This is a genomic window from Legionella sp. JM-2024 (assembly GCF_055389095.1).
Map to the genome: position 1 here is coordinate 507,196 of NZ_AP039388.1, position 20,168 is coordinate 527,363.

Genomic DNA, 20,168 nt, shown 5'->3' on the forward strand with positions numbered 1-20,168 from the left:
TATTCTTTATCAAATAATGGAGGAATGATGCCTTTAGAAGTTATAAATCTTGATCCTCAAGAATCACCTACTAAATACTATGAAACACATGCATCGGATACATTAGGATGTATACCTGATGGAACCGGATTACAAATTATTTTTAAAATTGATGGTAATGATTATCTCCTTGCAGGCCCCCGTGCTGGTAGTTTATTGACAGTTAATGGTGGTAAAATTGAAAATAATACACAATCCTTTTTTAGCCAGATTATTGAAGAGGTCGATGAGGAGAGCTTCGGTGTTTTAAAAGTTATCCATGACAACAAAGAAGGGTACCAGTTGATTGTGAGCGGTAAAAAACATGCCCTTCATTTTGAAATGAATAAAACAATACAAAAATATAAACCAGGCGTATATGCTTACATCACTTTTACAGCTACCTGTGAAGATATATCACTGGATGATCTTAAAAATCTGGCAAATCAATTGTCGCCAACAGCGAAATTTTGGGCTCAAATAGGTGGTTTTTTATTCGATCATGTAAGAATAGCTAGTAAATGTGAAAATTTCAAAACCTATTGGCAAGAACAGCAAGGCTTATTGAATACATTATTATCATCCATGACAACTCAGTACCACGAATTGCGCAGTCAAAATCAGCTTCTTATAACACCTGAACAAGCTTTTGAAGTTGATGAACTCAATTCGGCCTGGAATGCTATTAGAAATCTTGATAGTTTTGAAGCGCTTAAACGAGTTTTTCAACATACAGTTGGTCGCTATTCTGAGCGTGATGGATATTATATCTTTAGAACAACAGATGTTTACCAGCTAACCCAGGGTACAACTAATATAAGTGATATATCAGGAACATTCGAAGCAAGTAAAGTATTTAACGATGATGCAGTTGCTACTGTATTTCCTTTGTTGGGAGCAGATAAGGCTAGCACTCAATCTACTGAGAGAGATTCAATTGCGTCATTAGTACATAGCGGATATTCTTTTCTCGCCAGTAAGGCAGGCATCCCAGAAACTATGAAACAACCCATAGAAGAAAATATTTTAGGCGCAAAATTGTAATTATCAGGAGGGGCAATCAGAATGATTGTGCTCTCTATTTGTCTCAATCTGTCAACATGGTTGATATTGAACAGGCTTAAATGAGGATATCCTGAATGCTTGGAGCTGGCTTATTTGATCCAAATGATTTGTACTGGGTTTTAAAAATATTTGATTTTGATAAAACATTAACGATCAAGGCATCTTTTGATGTTGATACCGATCCAGAATCTGTACGTTTGAACATCAAAAAAGATATGAGAGTTGAACTGCAACGAAATGGAGGGCTATTTGCAATTTGTTCTTATATAGACTCTCCTAATAACATTCTGATCTATCTAACATCCATATTTGGTCAGAGACCAAGTCTTTTGGAGCAGGTTGAACAGTTTGTTTTCTGTGAGAAAAGGAGGCAAAAAGTACATGCTTTTACTTTAAATGTATATAAGATGCCATGCTTATCATTTCCGGTTTGCATTATTACTTTACCACCAAGAACCAATTCAAGAGACCCACTAACAGGAGAGAGAAATAAAGCTTATCATATGGCTCGAGAGGCTTTAACAGAACATGGTGAAAAGAATTTACCAATTCAAACGATTATTCAATACTATTTGGAACACTATTTATTAAAACCAAGTAAATTTCTCATTCAATTTTATGATGATGACAGCAAAAATGTTGTAAAGGCACAAGAGTTAGTTTTACCTGGCAGGGACTTTAAACTGGAAAGCTATCTAGTCAAAGAAGGTATCGATGCATTTCAGGCGGAGCTTGTTTCTAATAGTAGTTTAAGTGATTTGATATGTAACTACTAAATGAGCAATGCTAAGTGAGGTGAAGCTCAACACTTCCTTAATTTCTCTACCATACAAATGAAATAAAGTTTAAAAAAGAACATTGAGTTTCACTTGCTCAACACCAACCTATGGTAAATTTTCAATGGTATTTTATGGTGTGTTGAAATTCAATCTAAAATGCCGACGTGCCGTGGCTTATCCACGGCTTCCATGGATCCCACACACAAGTCGCGAGATGTAGGTTTTAGCTCGAATTGTCAACAGACCCTAGTTTATATCACATTCATAATTTCTATTTTATTCTCCAATTGTTCCCTTAAATGAATGGCTCGGAGGACAGAAACATAACTCCAGGTTAAAGAAGCGGCTCCTTGCTGGATTCCTGTATTCAAATTGATTTGCTCACTTAAATTCAACTCAGGACCATATTGTTTTATCAGTTTTAAATAATTATCCCCTTTCTTTATGTAATTCATGATAAGAGGGTAATTATTAGGGTTCGTAGACATATTATCAGCCAAGGTAAAATAATATTCAGCCATTGTTGCTGTTAAGATAAACCAAGGATTCCCGATACTATTCGTTTGATAGCCATCATAAGTGTCTCCAGGGTAGCGGCCAAATAATATTGCTCCGGAGTGGTTTTTATTGATAGGAAACATGAAGTTAAATTGTTCGTGCAAAGCCCTCACTGTATTTTGCACAAAGGTATGGTGTGGGGCAAAAATTCCTTCTTTTTGGGGGTTAATTAAAATGCCTAACATGACAGATGAATCAAGCTCCCATGTCTTTTGGGGACCAGGATGCGGCAATAAGGAAGCTTGAATTATTTTATTTTTTTGATCGAGGTGTTGTTTTAGCCGGCTATTGATTAATCTGGACTGTTTTTCATAAAAAACGGCAGCTTGTTCATCGTGAAGTTTATGAGCCAGAGCCGCGCCATCTGCTAGAGCTTTTTGTTGCGCCATGGCTGTAAAAAAATGATAGCCAAAAACCTCTTCCCACAGATCAAAATTTGCATCTTGCCAATGATGAGAGATGTATTCCAAATCCATTTTGATAGCACCCATGGATTGAGAATCCATGGTATTGTTGTAAAGATGCTTTATTACATACTCTTTGTCATTGCTATTTAAGAGTTGTTGGGCAAAACGAATTAAAACGGACGCTCTGAGCGCAGGACCATCATTTTGCGGTCTTCCCCATTCTCCATCGAAAGGATTGCCATTGATATAAAATTTTGGTTCTCCAAGTATGTCTTGCCCAGGAATTGGGTCAAATTGATGTTGGATTTTTTCAGTCCAAGCAACATATTCTAATAAAAGCTTTTTATATTGGATTGAGTCGGTGGATTCGTACCAGGTTTCAATTAATCCCATGGCTATTGCAGAGTCTCGTATCCAATCATAATAATAATTAGGGTTATGTTGTGAAGGTGAGGCTACAATGGCTCCATTAGGTTTAATATTATTCAAAAAATTTCTTTTTAATATTTGAATGTCTTCATGAGTAAATATTGAAGCCATGGTTTGAGAGGCAAAAAAAATCATTAAAAAAAAGATCCTTTTCAACTTAATCTCCTGAATAATTGGTCTGTTGACAATTGCTCTCTAGCCGCGGTACATAGGTGCTTTAGTATGATCACGAAAATGAAATGTCAACAGATCCTGGTTAATTTTAAAAAAAGAAGGTCGTCATAGTACAGGAAATGAGTTTTTCAGGCCATAGTCTTTAAGGCGAATTATTGTAAAATGTGTTTATCATCAATAACTTTTTGATAATTGGTTAAGAAAAAGAACATCATTTTTTATAGGGCCTATACCCTGTTAAAGAGGGGTACAAAGCTCCTCTCAAATTAAGCACTGTCTCTGATAAGATCCATATCTTTGTTGGGTTGATATTCAAGAAGATCACCTGGTTGGCATTGTAAGTAAGTACAAATTGCATCAAGAGTGGCAAAGCGTATTGCTTTCGCTTTGCCATTTTTTAAAATGGATAAATTGGCTTCAGTAATTCCTATTGCTTCGGCTAAATCTCTAAGTCGGCATTTTCTTTTTGCCATCATAACGTCCAAATTAACAATAATTGACATAGATTAATGCTCCTCAAATTGCGAGTTCGATATAAAAATGGTAATTTCGACATAAGAAAAATACTTGTTTCCTATGTCGAATCCTCTTTAAATAGTTAATAAGGCGTCCGTTTTTAATTTGTGTGCTTCTTTGATAATCCATGAAGCGACTAAAATGATAAAAGCGGTGATCAAAGTAGATATGTTAGCTGTTCCTAAGGTAATGCTTGCAATTCGTTGACCAGATGGATTCGTGAAAGTTAGAGCCGCAGTAATCAAGGGTTGATAAATTAATTGGATGAATTCTCCTAATATCATGTAAATACTGATATTTTTAATAAGTCTAATGTTTTCTTCTTCAAATAAATGCCCACTTTCATATAAGCGAAACAATTTTGCCAATTGATGGCATATTAGAACAGTAATTGATAAGGGTAATGATTCAATAGATAAAATAATGAAACGATGCAGCAAAAAAAAATGGGAGGGGTCTTTCACTGGAGTCGATAGTAGTGAATGCCATGCCCCCCAATTTAGCATGTTTTCTAAATGAAAAAGAATCAAGTAAGCTGTTATCAGGGGGAGCCCATAAGCTAATATTTTAAATAATAGAAAAAACAAATGACTCATTGATTTAATTTTTTGCATTATAGCTATCCTTCTAAAGTGAAATTAAGCATATTATATGCAAAAATTATCGATTTACAATAAAAAATTTCCTTAAAATGATAAATTTTTATCGAAATAAACAAATATGGGATTGACGATGTTGTAAGTTGAGATCATTTGTTGACAATAGATTGAATTGCTCTTATCCATTCAGGATGATCGTTCATACAAGGAATTAATACAAATTGCTCCCCGCCCAGTTTTAACCATTGTTCTTTTGCACGAATCCCTATTTCTTCCAGGGTTTCCAGGCAGTCAGCAATAAAGGATGGACAAGTGACAATAAGGTTTTTAATACCTATGGCTGCTAGTTCAACAAGAATTTCATCAGTATAAGGTTTAATCCATGGGGTTTTGCCTAGTCTGGATTGAAACGCAGTAGTGTATTGGTGATTTCTTAATTGCAATTCCTTTGCTAGTAATAGACTGGTTTGGTGGCATTGGGCTTTATAGCACGCTTGATTTTTGTCAGATATAGGAGGGCATATTTTTTTACAAATTGTATTGCATCCACTCTTATGAATATGACGTTCAGGTATACCATGATAGCTAAAGAGAAGGTGAAAATCATCTTTAAGGTAAGGTTTGATGATTTTTGCTTGGGCATGGATATAATCGGGTTCAAGGTAAAAATCACGAATTATCTTGATTGATGGGATGACTTCCTGTTTTGCAAAGTAGCTCATGATTTTTTCAATGACTGATCCGGTAGCAGCAGAAGAGTATTGAGGAAATAAGGGTAAAACCGTGACAGTACAGCAATCTTTTAGTTCCTCCAGAGCAGTTTTAATTGATGGGTTACCATAGCGCATTCCTAAGGCAATTTTGTATTTATTGCCAAATGCTGCCCGTAATTGGTTGACTAGGTTTTGACTGTGATGTAAGAGTGGCGAGCCATTTTCAGTCCATATTGATTGATAGGCATGAGTTGATTTTTGTGTTCTGAAAGGCAAAATAAGACAATATACTAGAACATAACGTACTATAGCAGGTAAGTCTACAACTCTTTTGTCAGTAAGAAATTCACGCAAATAAATCCTAACCGATGCAACATCAGCATTGCCAGGTGTGCCGAGATTTATCAGTAATAAACCACATTGCATCAGCTAAAGCCCGCTCATAAAATAAAAAGGGACATAATACCTTAAGTTGATGGTCGCAGCAGCATAAATATTAATTATACTGCTGCGCTAAATAGTTTATTACATCAATTTGATTAAGCTATTTCTTCTTGTTCAGTATTTTCACTTAGCGCAACAACGTTGGAGGCATGTAGACCTCTTTCACCATTGACGACATCATAGGTGACCACTTGTCCTGGAACCAGTGTTTTATACCCAGTGCCGTGAATTGACGAGAAATGAACAAAAATATCTTCGCCACCACCTTCAGGGATAATAAAACCCCAACCCTTGGCGTTATTAAACCACTTGACTTCGCCTCTAGCCATGAATCCTCCTTATGCTAAAGCTTATCAATCGTCGACTGACATATGCAGTCAGCTGATCAATTGCATTCTTCCTTAAATGACAATTGCTAAACGCCTATTTTGCAATAGGTAATTTCAACATAACGCAAAAAGGGATCATTACTCAATAGGTTTATTAAAATTTATCTGTAATTTATATAATTTTAATATTAGGTTTTGCTACAATAACTCGACTTTATTGATAGAGAGAGTATTTTGTTTCGTATAGATGATAGACTTCAATCGTCTTGTTTTATCCTTGGTGAATGGCCTTTATCTACAGTTCTTCTAAAAAATGAAGCATGTTATCCCTGGTTTATTTTGGTTCCAAGGAGAGTCAATATTCATGAGATTTATCAACTGGAAAAGGAAGATCAATTGTTATTAATGGAGGAAATTAATCAATTGTCTCTCTTGGTTAATGATTACTTTAATCCGGACAAGCTTAATATAGGGGCTCTCGGTAACGTCGTTCCTCAATTACACATACATGTTGTTATTCGTAGAAAAAAAGATCCTCTATGGCCTCAAGGTATTTGGCAATCTTCTATGAGTCCTACTCCTTATCCTGAAAGTAAACTGAATGACATACTGTCTTCTCTGAGTGATTTGATAAGGGAATATAATAATTTATAACATAGGAGCGATTGCATCTATATATGCTGGAGTGATTCCCATATTCTGCTAGGAATACGGGTTGCCACGTTATGGGAAATTATAAAATAAGTTGGCGTTGAACACTTTCTTTATCAGGATAAATTCCTTGAAGCGCAACGCTTATTTTAATTGATGAAGAGTGATTGCATTGCCTTCGGAATCCAAAGCGATTGCCATTCTGCAAACTGGTGAAGAGAAAATATCCATTTTGAATTGAATTCCTTTCGATTTTAACTGGGATACCAGGTTATCAAGATTTTCTACTTCGAAAGCAATACTTCCGCCAGAATTTGCACTGGGCATAACTCCTTGAGCCAAAGTAGTAATTGCAAAACAACCGCCTTGAGGCAGATCATATTCAACCCATGCGCCTTCTGCTGAAATGTTCCCGACTTCAAGCCCGAGTGTTTTTTCATAAAATTGCCGTGCTCTGACCATGTTCTCAACAGGGTACATAGTAAATGCTATTTTTTTTATCATGATGGCTCCTTGTCGAAATTTAAATGTACTCTAACTATTAAACAAATTATAAATTACAATGATTAAAATTCACTTGAAAATAAACGATAATTTTCATGCTTAAAAAATTGATGTTCTTATTATGGATGGGAGCAGGATTATTAAGTTGTGGTCGAAGTATTGATCAACAAATTTCTAATATTGTACCACCTGAACAATTCCCCTCTAGCTCTAAGGACTACAAACTGGTTAAAAATTTGCCTTATTTGGCTTGGTGGAAGCAGTTTCATGATCCAGAGCTGGATCGCTTAATTGGAACAGGCTTAAAAAATAATATGGACATACAGGTTGCAATAGGCAAGTTGCAACAAGCTCAGGGGGAGTTGCGTCAAGTCAAACTGAGTTGGATTCCTTATGTACAAATATTCGGAGGATATTCTACTAACCCGGCGCTTGGTATTCCAGGAGGGTTTTATGGAGTTTGGCCAAATTATGCTTTGAATATTATGCAACTTTATACCCAACAAAAACAGGCCAAATATAATGTTCAATATCAGCAGGCTGCTATAGAGGGTGTGCGTTTGACATTAATTGGTCAGGTAGCAGCAGCATACTTCACATTAATTGCTCAACTGGAGCAACTAAAGTTGTTGGAGCAACTGGATAGAGACTTAAAGTCATTAATTGCATTGAGTAAAAAAGAAATTAAGATAGGATTAAAAAACGATATTGATTTAGCGCAGTTGCTATCCAACGAGCGATTGGTTGCAGCACAAATAAAACCAGTGAAACATAATATTGTGGTTAGCCAGAATGCTCTGCGATATTTAATTAATGAAAATCCAGGCTTGGTGAGAAGTAAGAATAATTTTGCTCAAATGGATTTGATTCGTTTTAAACCTGGGAGTCTGCCAGCTACAGTACTAAGCAATCGTCCTGATATGAAAATGGCTTATTATGCTTTAAAAGCAGCACGCACAGGTATATTTGTTGCCTATAGTAATTTTTTCCCAGTTATGCAGCTGGATGACTTCATTGGAGAAGCCCATTTACCTGATAGCACGTTCGAACAATCCACTGATGCTTATTTAAACTGGACGATAAATCCAAATACTTTTGGCAAAGTATCAGCTAGCAAGGGAGTTTATCATACGAAAGTGGCAGAATACGTTAAAACGGTTCGATTAATTTTAAAAGAAGTTGATGATGCTTTCTCCGCCAATAAAGGGATGACAGAACAATTTTTATCCTATTGGCATGCACAAGAGGATTATCAACATAAATACAGGTTACAAAGTGGTTTGTTAAAAACAGGATTGATGTCCTATAAGGAATTATTGGAGAGTAAGATTTATCTGGATAACTTGGCACTTTCAACAAATCAGGCTAAGCTAGAACTGGCCATGTCACTGGTTATGTTGTATCAAGATTTGGCCGGTGGTTATGCTCATAGTGGATAATTGGTTTGGCATTCAACTTGTTAGTCTTAAGGGTAAATAGGACAAAATAATATTTTTGCAAGCCATTCGTGGTTTTGATGGTTTGTAAAAGGACTTGGATCACGGAGGTTCAGTCAGTCGTCTCAAACCAGGCAAGAGTGTGATGGCTTATGTAGCTTGTGATTTCATTTCCAGATACTGTACTTAACTGGATAGCTGTATGGTTTGATAATAGCCAAGATAATGATCGGAACTATATAAATCAAAGGAAAATTTGTTGGTTATTCTATGAGAAATTTAACTGAATATTATGAAGGGATTAAAAAGCGTCTTGTTCATTTGAAACATTGGATTACGATCACTAATGTCATTATTTTTATCGGCATTCTAACAGCAATTATCTATATTTTTTCTTATTTGATTCCTTTTACTGATAATGCTTTTGTAGTGAATAATGTCCGTCCTGTTGCTGCTCTTGCAAACGGATACATTACTGATCTTTATGTGCAAAACGGTGATGTAGTTCGTAAAGGCCAAAAATTATTCACCGTATTCAGAAAACCTTATGAATACATGGTTGAGCAGTTGAGTGCTGATTTGGCTGGAGCTCATGCCGAGCTGGCCGTATTAAAAACTACGTATGAACGCGATTTGAAACTTAGTGAAAATCAGCAAAAAATATACATCAAGTTGGCGCAAGACGATCAAAAATACCATAAAGGGTACGCTATAAAATCAGTGTCCCTGATTACTTTGCAAAATTCTCAACAAGAAACAAAGGCAGCCAAAGATAAATGGCAAGCGGCATTAAAACAGTTGGAAATTGATCAGCATCAAATAACAGTCCAGGAGAATGAAATAAAATCCATTCAGGCCAGATTAAAAAATGCCAAAGTCAATTTGGAACTAACAGATGTGTATGCCCAAGGTAATGGGATCATTCAAAATCTGTTTTTTTCCATAGGAACACCTGTGAATATTAATCAACCACTGTTCTCATTGGTTGATCAGGATAATATTTATATTCAGGCCAATTTTAACGAGACTGATTTGCGTGACGTACGCAAGGGTTCGAAGGTGTTGATATTCCCAAGAATGTATTTGGGCAGAAAAATGTTTCATGGGGTTGTGGACTCCGATTATTGGTCTGCAAATAGGCAATTGGTCGATAATCGCACCCAGTTGCAAAATGTTATTAATGAAAATCAGTGGATTTTATTACCTCAACGTCTCCCTGTGATTATTCGGGTTACTGATCCTGATCCTGAATATCCGCTTAGAGTCGGAACCAGTGCTTATGTTTATATCAAGGTTTAGTCAATGGATTGATGAGGTTGACCCCTATGCTATCCAACGAATAGCCCTCTATAAATCTCTTTTTATTGCAACAATAATGGCATACGTTTATTGGATATTTCGCCCAGCCAATTATATGGCATTTATCTCACCTTTTTTGTTGGCTTCTTTTTATGAGATACCCTTCATTACCAGTTTTAAAGAAAAAGAGAAATTACTCATTTTTATTGCCTTGGCAATTATTTTGGTGAGTGTTTCGTATTATCTTGTTTACCCGTTCCGGGTGATATTTTTCTTTTTCTCAATTATTTCTCTAGTGTGTATTTATTTTTATGTATTGAACAATTTTTATCAGTTAAAAAATTTAACAATGCTTATTATTGCTACCGGTGCGATAGTGTTAAGTACTGTTCCTCCAGCGAATTTGCAAATAGCATACGGTATAGCATCGTCAATAGCATTATCTATGATTGGGATTTTTATTTGTTTAAAATTTTTCCCAAATCAATATTTAATTGTATGGAACCGTGCTTTACAAAAAGTCATTCAATGTCTTGAAAATGATATTGAAGGGGCCTTAACTCATCAGTATTTTCAAAGTCCTATTCAGGAAGAGGTTGTTCATTTCAGTATAGTTCGTGCCTATAGGAGTATGGTCCCATTGAAGTTTATGATGCATACCTACCGAATGTCGGTCAACATTCGTAATATCCAGTTTTCTCTGGATAACCTCTATTATGAAGAAAAAAATGAAGTGTTTTGGCGTGATATAAAAAAAAATCTTTGTACCCTAAGGCTGGGGATGAAAACTAAAACATCTTGCGGTTTGCCTGAATTATCTTTTAAACCGGATACCAAATTACAACATTATATAGTACGTTGCCTCAATCAAACGTTCATACACTGGAATAAATTATGCTTCAAGCAGCTGAATTAAAAAGAAAGCTTGATTACGCACGATTTACACACTTGGTGATCATGTTTATGGTCGCAATGCTTATTTACTTATTTACGACTTTCCCTGAAAAATGGTGGGTATTGTTAACTGTATTGGTTATAAGCGCGGGAATTGAACCAGGGTTAATAATCAAACGAGCCATTCATAGGATAGGTGGAACATTTTTAGCTTTGGTGATATTAGTTCCATTAATCTACTTCATGCAATTAAATTATCGCTTGATCCCTGTTGTGTTAATTATCTCTTTAATTGGAATGTCTGTTGCTTCCCTTAATGTAAAGCGCTATGACATCACCGTTTTTTTTATTACCTTAGTTGTTTTTTTCCTGATGGCACAAACTTCAAATCCAGAATCACCTCATGGCCCATTTGTAATGGTTCTTAATCGTGGTATATGCACTTTACTTGGAATTTTAATTGTTTTAATAGGTGATTATTTTTTATTCCAAGCGTTCCGCTATTCACAAAGACTTTATTTATTTCATCAGATAATGACTTACGAGTTTTTAAACGATATTGTGCAACAAATCACAAAATGTAACACGGAAAAGATTAATACGTTTCTTTTTGTAGAAAAATTACGCGGACAAGTCATTAAGCATTATATCCCGATATCAATCAGTTCTGAAAATTTGAAACTTGATTTTAAAACCAGTCAATACACAAAAAAAAGAATAGACATTTTTCAAGAAACCATCTGGGAAATTCGCCGATTGATCTTTGCATTATGTATTTCGGAATTTGTTTTACATTCTTCTACGACAACAGAAAAACATTTACAACGATTTAAGTTGTTGATGAATAAAGCACGTACTCATTTTATTCAATTTGAGGATAATCATTAATTCTAATTTGGAGAGATTGAATATGTCTTATCCTAAATACAGTGTTTATAGTGAGAAATGTCCATCACAAAATGTTCTTGAAGGCATTAGCGATAAATGGTCTATATTGGTGATTACTCTTTTATCTAAAAAAATATATCGCTTTGGTGAATTAAAACGAGAAATTGGTGGAATATCCCCTAAAATGTTGACTCAAACATTGCTGAAACTGGAGCGATATGGCTTTGTACAAAGACAATCATATCCAATTTTACCTATGAAAGTTGAATACTCATTAACCAGCATAGGTAAAGAATTAAGTACCATATTGATTTTACTTACAAATTGGACTGAAACGAATATGGATGTAATAATTAATGCAGAAAAGGAATTTATAAAAAAGCAAGAGGTCCATTGTCATTCTTGATTTTATCTGAACCATTTTAACAAAGTCTCTTCGCCTAAATGATCATGGATATAAGATAAATAGCGGCTCAATTCCAATGAATAAAGTTCTACAGAAGCAGGAGTGTTTTGCTCTGGTAATGGATCATGATGGAAGAAAACTCCATTAAGATAAGTATGACAAAACTCATGGTAGTCTCTTGTGAATAAAAGAAAAGTATGCCACATATTATCAATATCAGCCATTTCTATGTGAATTACACAGTAAAAATCCAGGGTTGTATCATTTGGAAAACTTAATTTGTCAGCTTTATGTTTATGACATAGCCAAATAAACTTCATTAATTCTTGCCATGCTTCTTCGGCTGGCATGGCGGCATGGGGGTAGTCTACCTGATATCGGGCAATAATTTTATTATTTTTGTAATTGAGTAAATGTTTTAAATCAGGGTGCATGATTATAGGAAATTTATTAGTTTAAGGTTTACAGCACGAATTGTTTGAATTACGTGCTGTCGTTCCAGAAATTTTATCCAACACAAGTTCCAGGGCCACACCACCCCTTATTCATTTTTAATAACTTTTGCGCGACAATTTTTTTAATGAGTTCCTCTTTCATAATACACTCCTTTATTTTATAAAATGAACAGTGCTGAGCCTAAGATAATAAAGATATACAGTCAATTAGTTACCTTTTGGTAACTAGACAGGATAAAAAAATGAATGAAAGAAATTGGATTGCTTATTACCATCGCTTAATGAAAAAAAATACCCCGCCGAGAGGGCTTCTGCTAAAGGCGATTACCAATTTCGACAAGGAAGTTATTAATAAACCGAAATTTGCTATTGATCTGGGATGTGGTGCAGGATTTGATACCATTGAACTTTTGCGATGCGGTTGGTCTGTGCTTGCCATTGATTCACAACGTACTGCAATAGCTAATTTGCTTTCTGTTGTTCAGGGTGCATCGTCGGTAAATCAGCTACAGACAAAACTAGCTTCGTTCGAAACATTGAATTCGCTTCCTAAAGCTAATTTAATTCATGCCAGTTTTAGTCTTCCCTTTCTCAGACCAGTTTATTTCTATAAATTTTGGAAAATTATTTTAAAAACATTGGATTCTGGTGACCGTTTTTCCGGTTCATTTTTTGGTCTTCATGATTCTTGGCGAGTTAGGCCTGATATGACTTTTTTAAATCGTGAAATGGTTTGCAATTTATTTGCTCAATTTAAGATGGAATTTTTTGAGGAAGAAGAAAAAGATGATGTTGATGCCTTAGGTTATTATAAACATTGGCATAAATTTTTTATTGTAGCTAAAAAAATAACCTGATTTTATGACAATAAAGCTTGATTTTTATAAATAAAAAGAACTGGTTGCTTATTTATCTGTCGCAATGACTTATTTAATGGCAAAAGTGTATCCAAATTAAGTAAAGTAAGGGCACAATGATATGCAAACACTTCATTATATAAATTCAGCGTTTGCACAGAGATGCTCGTGGAGTAATAAAAATTCTAACGACAAAATCCAGGAGGGGAATATTCATTATCATGACTCATCTCATCAGTTGGATGATCCGGTATCTTTCTTGAAGGAATTAATTCAGAACCGGTCATATAGAAAAGTTTGATAGAGTCTTTTAAATTGTCGCGGTCATATTGTTCTTTTAAAGTATATTTGTCGGTAACTTCCTCAATAAGAATTCCTAACTTGCCGGTACTTTTGGCATTAGGGGCAACGTAAGCATTTAGTAATAAGCGCATATAATCATATTTTACTATGCCACCGAACCGATTGATTAATTGAGAATTTGTCGCTTGCTCTGCAAATGTTTTACCTTCAGTATCTGTTGTTGAAGAGACTGCTTCTATACCACCCATTAATTGAATGATTTGACATACATTTTTAATTTTATTTTCACTTAAGTATCTGATATCTGTGCTATGCACCAGTAGAAAATGTGGCGCTCGACCTGAGACGAAAGCACCATGTTCTATAAGAAATCGGCATAATTGAAGATCTTGATTCTTACAAGCCAATTCAATAGGTAATTCTTTGTGATGATTGACAGGATAATCAAATGTAACTCCATGATCGACCAAAATCTCAAGCATTTTATAGTCTATGTGTTTTTTATTCAAAACTATTGCAAGGGGCGATTCATAAGTAGGTGGTACATATTGATTTAATAACTCTGGATTTTTATCCAATATGTTGTTGACGGTTTCATAATCACTTTTGGATACGGCTTTATTCAATGCATGCAATTCAGTTGATGCTACTTTAATTTCTGTGCCCATGAAAATCACCTACTAAAAAAATACAAAAGGTTGTGAGAATTAACTGAATGACATCCTAACACATCGGCTGTATAAATGAAAGCACTTCTGTTCATATATTTTACTTTTATTCGGGTGTTTGGATCAATTCATTTTCAGAAAGTTCAATTTATAGTAATTACTTTTTTTTGGACAGAAAGTTTAATATTCCCTTAATATTTGTGTTTTATTATATGCACAATGGATTATAAGTTACCAAATTAGTAAATATTTTGAAATTAGAGGTCGGTATGAGAAGCTTGGAAGAGATGATTGAAGATCTGAAGAAAGAGTCTGATGCATTGAGCGAAAAGTTAAGTAAAATATCAAAAGAAGTAGCAAAAGATGTGATTAAGGTATCCGATGACCTTGTTGAAAAACTGACAGGAGTATCAAAAGCCATCAAGCATGACATGGGAGTGTACTCTGAACCAGTCGATACTCAACAGATCGTAGATGATTTCATTAAAGATCTACATTTCGCTCGATTTAAAAAAATTTATGAAGCCTGTGGGAATGCTCCTAAATCTGATCAGATATTATTAAAATCTCTCTTTTTAAAAGGGTTATTAACTCATAATGAACATTTATTATCAGAAGTTATAAGGCGAGTGGAGCTTATACCCTATAAGAGTGATTTAGAGATGCTTGGTGCCTTTAGTAAGGATAAAGAACATCCACTATCTCCAGAACTTTTGGAATTTGTACAAATAATGCTTGCGACTGAAAGTGAGAAGCCCTTGCTCTCCATTCTTATGAACGCATTTCAGTCTATCCCTGAGCTGTCTCTTGATCGCAATACAGGTACCTTAAGCATGAAAATGAAAAAGGCGCTGTTACCAATTTTAATTGAAAAAGTGGACACCCGCATTGCAAAATCTATTAAATCACAATTAACAGATATCTCATTTGATGCCTTGTTACCTGCATTCCGGCCATCGCTTGGTGATACCAGCTATATAAAAACAAGTATAGACATTAAAAAATATTTATCCCTCATTGGTAAAAATACCGATATTTCTGAGTTTCTATTATTAACTATTGGCTTTTTTACTTCTCAAAAAATTGGGGATGAGAAATTTTTGCAAGAATTATCGGCAGAATACCTGTTCGTTCAGTACGACAAATGCTTTATGAAAATAATAAATAAATTAAAAGAAACAGAAGTTATTGAACAACTAGGAATCCATAGGGTTGAAAAAATAATTACAGCCTCTCAAAAACTTAAGTCATTTGATCCGAGGCATAATGACGCAAGACGATTTTTTGAAACTCGTCTTGCCCAGTATATTAACGGGCTTTCCCATTCTGAAATGACTCTCGATGTCTGCATAACAAGTGGTGATGACACTGTAGAACCGGAAGATGAAGAATTAAGAGAAAAGACGCTTAATGCATGTAACAAAATTCTCCAATTCTTTTTAGGTGATAGTGGGAAGGTTGATACTCCGCGGGAGATGGAACAAAAAATCTGTATCTTTGCCAACGGTTATAAAGACACCTCCAAATTTTCAGAGGAAGAAGTACTATTTATTACTGGTGTATTACACCATGCAGAAGCACATAAAGGACGTGATCGGGTTGAACGAGAAGAATCGACAAAGATTAAAGAGAGAAAATTCGAAACCGATTCTGAAAAAGTAGGTATGGATGTATGGAATTCCGGTGGTGGGGTTATGCGTGGTTATTCACCAGTTTTTTATGATGCACAACGCGAACCCATGCGGAATATGCTTGTAGATTCATCAACTGTTGCGCCTAATAAAAAGGATGGAATGCAATGGTTTTGGAATAAGGATCGCATGTACTCTGCCTATGTAGGATCTATTTCTGGCCATACTTGTAATATCGTGGGTATGCTAGAAAAGTACATGAAAAACCATAAAGAAGATCTTGATTTGGAAAACGATATTAATCTCTTTCTTGTCCAAATCGTAGGAGTGTATGCTAAACGTGGTTTTCATGCGATGCTAGAAGTCATTGATGTTCTCCATGATCCATATGTACAGGAGATTTTCAATCAATATGGTGTTAAAGTAGATCTTTATGCTTATTTTAAACATAATCCAGAGTGTGCTGGTTTCTTGCAATATGCAATCAATGATGTGACCACTTATACTCAGGCACTTGTCAATAAAAAACAGGTCAAGAAAGCACTTGAGTCGCATTCTCTTTTCAAGAAAAGTGAAGATAGTACGAAAATTGATGGGATTAAGGACGTTACAGAGAGCACAAAAGTTGAAGAGATTACAACAGAGACTCATGATGCAAAGAAAACAATTGACCTCGGAAGCTAATGCAACATAGTTTTTTCCCCAAGTAAAACCTAAATCGAGGAACCATACTGGTTAAACATATGGTTCCTTGTTTATTTTATAATGTAGCTAAAGTTCATATTTTTAATTTGAACTAAATAATGTGGATGTGTTGTAACTCTCAAATCTTTTTTTAAGGAACTTTTTTTACATCATCTTCGTTGAATTTTTCTTCAGAATCACTGCTGTCGAATGGGGATTTATAAGAAGTCGAGGTACTAAAAAATCCTAAACTGCTTTCGCCCATTTCTTTAAGCGTCTTTTCATCATGAATGGTTACTTTTAATATATCGCCAAATTCCTCCATAAATTCGGGTGATTTAGCATATTCGGCCAAAGTAAGCTGAAACACCGCAAGACTTGCTTTGAGCTCTTTTTCATCCCATTTTACCGCATACTGATTAATAGGATGGGTTTTGTTTTTTGCAATTAAATCAAACATCAAGCCAGGTATTGGCCCTCTCAGAGGAACGCCAGGAATATACTCCATTTCAGGGTCTCCTCTGCCCCACATATGCAAATGCAGCATGCTGGGCTCTTCTTCATTTCCAATGAGAATAGCTCCAGTTTCTTCAGTAAAAGTGTGAGAGTTATTCCCTAGTTGTGAAAACTGTACTATGAGCCCCAATTTTTCATAAATTTGGGTCATCAGGGTTGCAACATCATTTAAACCACGCTGCTCAGATACTGTATAGGGACGGTTAAATGCTGATGAAAGACTAGAGTCACCTTCGTTCAGGTATCGAATGATGATGCGATAACCTCTGCAATCTGTGGGATTAAGAATAACGGAATAATGATATTTGTCTCGAACAGTGATGATAGCAATTGAAGTACCTGCTCGAGTGAAATCAATTGACCAATGGCTGGGTGAATATTTGTGTTTAAAATATTCCTTTTTTCCTCTCATAATAACCTCGGTATGGTTCTCATTTTTTTTCCCCCAACACACTTCTGATGTCAACAAGATAAAAAACAAGATTAAATAAAAAACATATTTGAAAATATTAGGATAATTATACGTCAGATTGCGCATTAATGCGAAAGGGTACAAGTATTTGGAGTTCATTATAAAAATAGCAGTTTGTTTATCGACGATTTTCAGTGTGATATTATATTGTAAAATGTTTAATTAATAAATATTATGATTAATTATTAGTAGAAAAATTAATTTTTTAAGGAGGATTTTGAGGCTCGGTGCAAATTTTTTGGATTTTTACAAATTCTTAATAATTCCTTAATTTGTTTGTGATATCTTAATATTAGTTGTTAAAAGGGGATTTCAGATGAATATCCACAGCACTTCTAAAATGTTGGCTAAAATGCAAGGAAAAAAAAGGCCAAATCGTTCCGAGATTATCGAGCACGAACAATCTGAGGACCATGCAGTTCCTCAGTTAAGACTTAATGCTGAACCGGAACCTAAGGCTGATATGCAAAATGTTTTAGCTAATATGCTTGGGACATCACCGAGTAAAAAACATTCTCCTATGGATTAAGTCTTAGGGTTATCGAACTTCATCTCCTGGATTTGTTAAGTAAGTTTGCCGTATTTGTAATTTTCAATTGTTTTATATATTTATATTGAATTTTTCAAGTTTCTTGAGGTGCGTAAGCTGTTTTTTAGGTATATACTTTTTCTTAAAGGATGTTTTTGAGGTTTGAAAATGGCAGGTGGGTTTTCTGCAACAAGTCATTGGCGTGACTCAGCGCGAAGTGCGAGGTTTTTTGTGGTTGACGCAAGAGCCGCCTTTCCTATATTTTTATTTCTAATGCATATAAGAGTGTGGACAGGTGTTTTGGTTTTAATTTCTGCGGTTTTTTTTGGAATAATCGAACACTACGGTTTTACTGTCCCTGTATTTTTACGTTGGATTAGAAGTTTTTTGGCTGGCTCAGTCAGATCTGCGAAACCCTGGTGGAGATAAATGGAACAAGATATTAGTAAATGCATGGCAAAAATTGCAGCAAGTCTGAATGCCAAATTTTACTTGAATGACAGATTTGTAAGTTTTGATGAAGTTTTTTCAGATACAGGATTGCTACCAGCAATAGCTAAGAGAGCTGATCAATTATGCTCTTTATGTCTAGGTTATGGTTTAGGGGCAACTTATGACGAGGCTGAAGGTGCATTGTTAGGTATCCGAGTTGTTTTTGATGAAGTGACACCTAATGTATTGCGTTTGTTATGTATGACAGATGTAGTGAATGAACTTATTCAAGGAGGTCCTAGCCGTGATTATACTCCTTTGGATGAGTTAATGTATGATTAGTCTTTTGTAAAGAATTCGAAATTTTTATAAAGCTAGGTTATTTTGAAAGATATATTTTGATACATTAATTAAAGTAAGTAATTAAGCTCAGGAGTGGTAAGAATGGGTGATAATACTGATGACAATCCGCGAAATCTATTTGGTTTTTATTCATCACCTCGTGTTAAAGAGGTAAGTGCGGCAACAACAGAGGCAATTGAGTTAACCGACGCAACAGTAGGGACTACCTATAGCGAAATTATTACTCCAGTGAAAGATTGTATTGGAAGTGCCACAAAGGCTGTCAGCTTTAATCCAGAAGGGACGGACAATGGCGACGCTGTTAGAATTTTAACAGAGTTAAATACAGAGGTTGAACGAGTTGTTTTAAATCAACCTGCTTTAACAAAAACAGAAAAAGTATCAGGTACTATGCCTGAAAATCCATCTATCGAGCAACCAAGTGAAGAAGCACAGCGATTCAAATTATCTTCTTGATCTGTTAATTTCTTTGCAGTGATTTCTATAAATGCTGTTATACTTTCCTTATATTTCCCCTAATTTGGGGTTTCAAAAGTATTGAAGTTATGAAAGATCAACTCTCAGATGAACAAAAAGAAGCTATTTTACAGGCTTTAAATGAAGCTATTGAAAAAGGCCCATGGGATAAATCTAACTTTCTAAGAGTTATTGGTAAAAAATTGATTACAATTCGTGATCGATTTTTAAGAAGAATAGGGGCGAGTAGCCAGGCAAAATTAAAAGCGGAGTCGCATTTAGCCAATCGAATTGCTTTAAGAAGCGGCCAACAAGAAATTTATGTTTCTTTGTATTCCTCTGATGGGCGTAACCTTCAGTCTTGGGAAAAAATACTGGCAAGTTTACCCCGTCAAATGATTTCAAGACCTATTTATGCTGATGAAGAAGACATAAAAGCGGTATTAAAAACGAAAGAAAATAAGCAGAATGAAGCTTATGTTTCCATTTATATTAACCAATCTGATATATTACCATTATCTTCTGATAAGGCACCTGTTGATAAACTAGGTAAAACCTTATTAACACTTAAGGATAAATCCATAAGTTTGGATAATATAAGTCGTTTCGTTCATGTTAGTGGCGTATATCGCTATACTAATGGTCGATTAATCAAAAATGGTTAAATTGTTTCAATTTATCTATAATTTTTGA

Annotated in this window: 24 protein-coding genes; 15 read left to right on the forward strand and 9 right to left on the reverse strand. The window is 35.0% G+C overall.

Annotated features, from left to right (window positions below; genetic code table 11):
- Positions 1–27: 27 nt before the first annotated feature.
- Positions 28–1,062: a hypothetical protein gene (locus ACZ5EK_RS02250; RefSeq protein ID WP_464431201.1), complete on the forward strand. Its 1,035-nt coding sequence runs from the start codon at positions 28–30 to the stop codon at positions 1,060–1,062.
- A 95-nt stretch (positions 1,063–1,157) separates the two neighbouring features.
- Positions 1,158–1,859: a hypothetical protein gene (locus tag ACZ5EK_RS02255; protein WP_464431202.1), complete on the forward strand. Its 702-nt coding sequence runs from the start codon at positions 1,158–1,160 to the stop codon at positions 1,857–1,859.
- Between the two features lie 254 nt (positions 1,860–2,113).
- On the opposite strand, the gene ACZ5EK_RS02260 is transcribed toward ACZ5EK_RS02255, so the two are convergent.
- The 5 genes from ACZ5EK_RS02260 to ACZ5EK_RS02280 all read right to left on the reverse strand — a co-directional run bounded on the left by ACZ5EK_RS02260 (position 2,114) and on the right by ACZ5EK_RS02280 (position 6,031).
- Entirely contained in the window at positions 2,114–3,391 is a 1,278-nt protein-coding gene (locus tag ACZ5EK_RS02260; protein ID WP_464431203.1) for a glycoside hydrolase family 15 protein, read from the reverse strand.
- A gap of 305 nt (positions 3,392–3,696) precedes the next feature.
- Positions 3,697–3,933: a helix-turn-helix domain-containing protein gene (locus ACZ5EK_RS02265; protein WP_464431204.1), complete on the reverse strand. Its 237-nt coding sequence runs from the start codon at positions 3,931–3,933 to the stop codon at positions 3,697–3,699.
- Between the two features lie 87 nt (positions 3,934–4,020).
- Positions 4,021–4,560, reverse strand: a complete 540-nt coding sequence (locus tag ACZ5EK_RS02270; RefSeq protein WP_464431205.1) for a DUF2975 domain-containing protein — start codon at positions 4,558–4,560, stop codon at positions 4,021–4,023.
- 134 nt (positions 4,561–4,694) lie between these two features.
- Positions 4,695–5,684, reverse strand: coding sequence for a ferrochelatase (gene hemH, locus ACZ5EK_RS02275; RefSeq protein ID WP_464431206.1), 990 nt, complete (start codon positions 5,682–5,684; stop codon positions 4,695–4,697).
- Positions 5,685–5,797: 113 nt separating this feature from the next.
- Positions 5,798–6,031: a cold-shock protein gene (locus ACZ5EK_RS02280; protein ID WP_464431207.1), complete on the reverse strand. Its 234-nt coding sequence runs from the start codon at positions 6,029–6,031 to the stop codon at positions 5,798–5,800.
- Positions 6,032–6,265: 234 nt separating this feature from the next.
- Here ACZ5EK_RS02280 and ACZ5EK_RS02285 point away from each other — a divergent pair, with 234 nt between their 5' ends.
- Positions 6,266–6,685 (forward strand): HIT domain-containing protein, encoded by a 420-nt coding sequence (locus tag ACZ5EK_RS02285; protein ID WP_464431208.1) that lies wholly within the window; start codon positions 6,266–6,268, stop codon positions 6,683–6,685.
- 141 nt (positions 6,686–6,826) lie between these two features.
- Here the strand turns inward: ACZ5EK_RS02285 and ACZ5EK_RS02290 are convergent, their stop codons facing one another.
- The gene (locus tag ACZ5EK_RS02290; RefSeq protein WP_464431209.1) at positions 6,827–7,186 is read right to left on the reverse strand and encodes a VOC family protein; all 360 of its coding nucleotides are present in this window, start codon (positions 7,184–7,186) and stop codon (positions 6,827–6,829) included.
- A gap of 95 nt (positions 7,187–7,281) precedes the next feature.
- Between ACZ5EK_RS02290 and ACZ5EK_RS02295 the strand changes: the two genes are divergently transcribed.
- The 5 genes from ACZ5EK_RS02295 (at position 7,282) to ACZ5EK_RS02315 (ending at position 12,109) form a co-directional block, all read left to right on the forward strand.
- A complete protein-coding gene (locus ACZ5EK_RS02295) occupies positions 7,282–8,625 on the forward strand; it encodes a TolC family protein (RefSeq protein ID WP_464431210.1) in 1,344 nt (447 codons plus the stop codon).
- Positions 8,626–8,892: 267 nt separating this feature from the next.
- Entirely contained in the window at positions 8,893–9,921 is a 1,029-nt protein-coding gene (locus ACZ5EK_RS02300) for an HlyD family secretion protein (protein WP_464431211.1), read from the forward strand.
- Positions 9,902–10,837, forward strand: coding sequence for a hypothetical protein (locus ACZ5EK_RS02305; protein WP_464431212.1), 936 nt, complete (start codon positions 9,902–9,904; stop codon positions 10,835–10,837). Before ACZ5EK_RS02300 ends, ACZ5EK_RS02305 begins: the two co-directional genes overlap by 20 nt.
- Complete coding sequence (locus ACZ5EK_RS02310) at positions 10,816–11,703, forward strand: FUSC family protein (protein WP_464431213.1); 888 nt, start codon at positions 10,816–10,818, stop codon at positions 11,701–11,703. The genes ACZ5EK_RS02305 and ACZ5EK_RS02310 overlap by 22 nt, the downstream gene beginning before the upstream one ends.
- Positions 11,704–11,725: 22 nt before the next feature.
- Entirely contained in the window at positions 11,726–12,109 is a 384-nt protein-coding gene (locus ACZ5EK_RS02315) for a winged helix-turn-helix transcriptional regulator (protein WP_464431214.1), read from the forward strand.
- A 2-nt stretch (positions 12,110–12,111) separates the two neighbouring features.
- Here the strand turns inward: ACZ5EK_RS02315 and ACZ5EK_RS02320 are convergent, their stop codons facing one another.
- The gene (locus ACZ5EK_RS02320) at positions 12,112–12,543 is read right to left on the reverse strand and encodes a glycine-rich domain-containing protein (RefSeq protein ID WP_464431215.1); all 432 of its coding nucleotides are present in this window, start codon (positions 12,541–12,543) and stop codon (positions 12,112–12,114) included.
- Positions 12,544–12,806: 263 nt separating this feature from the next.
- Between ACZ5EK_RS02320 and ACZ5EK_RS02325 the strand changes: the two genes are divergently transcribed.
- A complete protein-coding gene (locus ACZ5EK_RS02325; protein WP_464431216.1) occupies positions 12,807–13,421 on the forward strand; it encodes a class I SAM-dependent methyltransferase in 615 nt (204 codons plus the stop codon).
- A 185-nt stretch (positions 13,422–13,606) separates the two neighbouring features.
- On the opposite strand, the gene ankJ is transcribed toward ACZ5EK_RS02325, so the two are convergent.
- Positions 13,607–14,392, reverse strand: a complete 786-nt coding sequence (gene ankJ / locus ACZ5EK_RS02330; protein ID WP_464431217.1) for a Dot/Icm T4SS effector AnkJ/LegA11 — start codon at positions 14,390–14,392, stop codon at positions 13,607–13,609.
- Between the two features lie 269 nt (positions 14,393–14,661).
- Here ankJ and ceg14 point away from each other — a divergent pair, with 269 nt between their 5' ends.
- The gene (gene ceg14, locus ACZ5EK_RS02335) at positions 14,662–16,707 is read left to right on the forward strand and encodes a Dot/Icm T4SS effector Ceg14/sidL (protein ID WP_464431218.1); all 2,046 of its coding nucleotides are present in this window, start codon (positions 14,662–14,664) and stop codon (positions 16,705–16,707) included.
- A 151-nt stretch (positions 16,708–16,858) separates the two neighbouring features.
- On the opposite strand, the gene ACZ5EK_RS02340 is transcribed toward ceg14, so the two are convergent.
- On the reverse strand, positions 16,859–17,635 hold the full coding sequence (locus tag ACZ5EK_RS02340) for a hypothetical protein (RefSeq protein ID WP_464431219.1): 777 nt from the start codon (positions 17,633–17,635) through the stop codon (positions 16,859–16,861).
- Between the two features lie 376 nt (positions 17,636–18,011).
- Here ACZ5EK_RS02340 and ACZ5EK_RS02345 point away from each other — a divergent pair, with 376 nt between their 5' ends.
- From ACZ5EK_RS02345 to icmQ, 5 genes are all read left to right on the forward strand, one after another.
- Positions 18,012–18,224: a hypothetical protein gene (locus tag ACZ5EK_RS02345; protein WP_464431220.1), complete on the forward strand. Its 213-nt coding sequence runs from the start codon at positions 18,012–18,014 to the stop codon at positions 18,222–18,224.
- A gap of 168 nt (positions 18,225–18,392) precedes the next feature.
- Entirely contained in the window at positions 18,393–18,653 is a 261-nt protein-coding gene (icmT, locus tag ACZ5EK_RS02350) for a type IVB secretion system protein IcmT (protein WP_464431221.1), read from the forward strand.
- Positions 18,654–18,998, forward strand: a complete 345-nt coding sequence (gene icmS, locus ACZ5EK_RS02355) for a type IVB secretion system protein IcmS (RefSeq protein ID WP_464426334.1) — start codon at positions 18,654–18,656, stop codon at positions 18,996–18,998.
- 102 nt (positions 18,999–19,100) lie between these two features.
- Positions 19,101–19,475, forward strand: coding sequence for a type IVB secretion system protein IcmR (locus ACZ5EK_RS02360; RefSeq protein ID WP_464431222.1), 375 nt, complete (start codon positions 19,101–19,103; stop codon positions 19,473–19,475).
- Positions 19,476–19,564: 89 nt separating this feature from the next.
- Positions 19,565–20,140: a Dot/Icm secretion system protein IcmQ gene (gene icmQ, locus ACZ5EK_RS02365; RefSeq protein WP_464426336.1), complete on the forward strand. Its 576-nt coding sequence runs from the start codon at positions 19,565–19,567 to the stop codon at positions 20,138–20,140.
- Positions 20,141–20,168 lie beyond the last annotated feature (28 nt).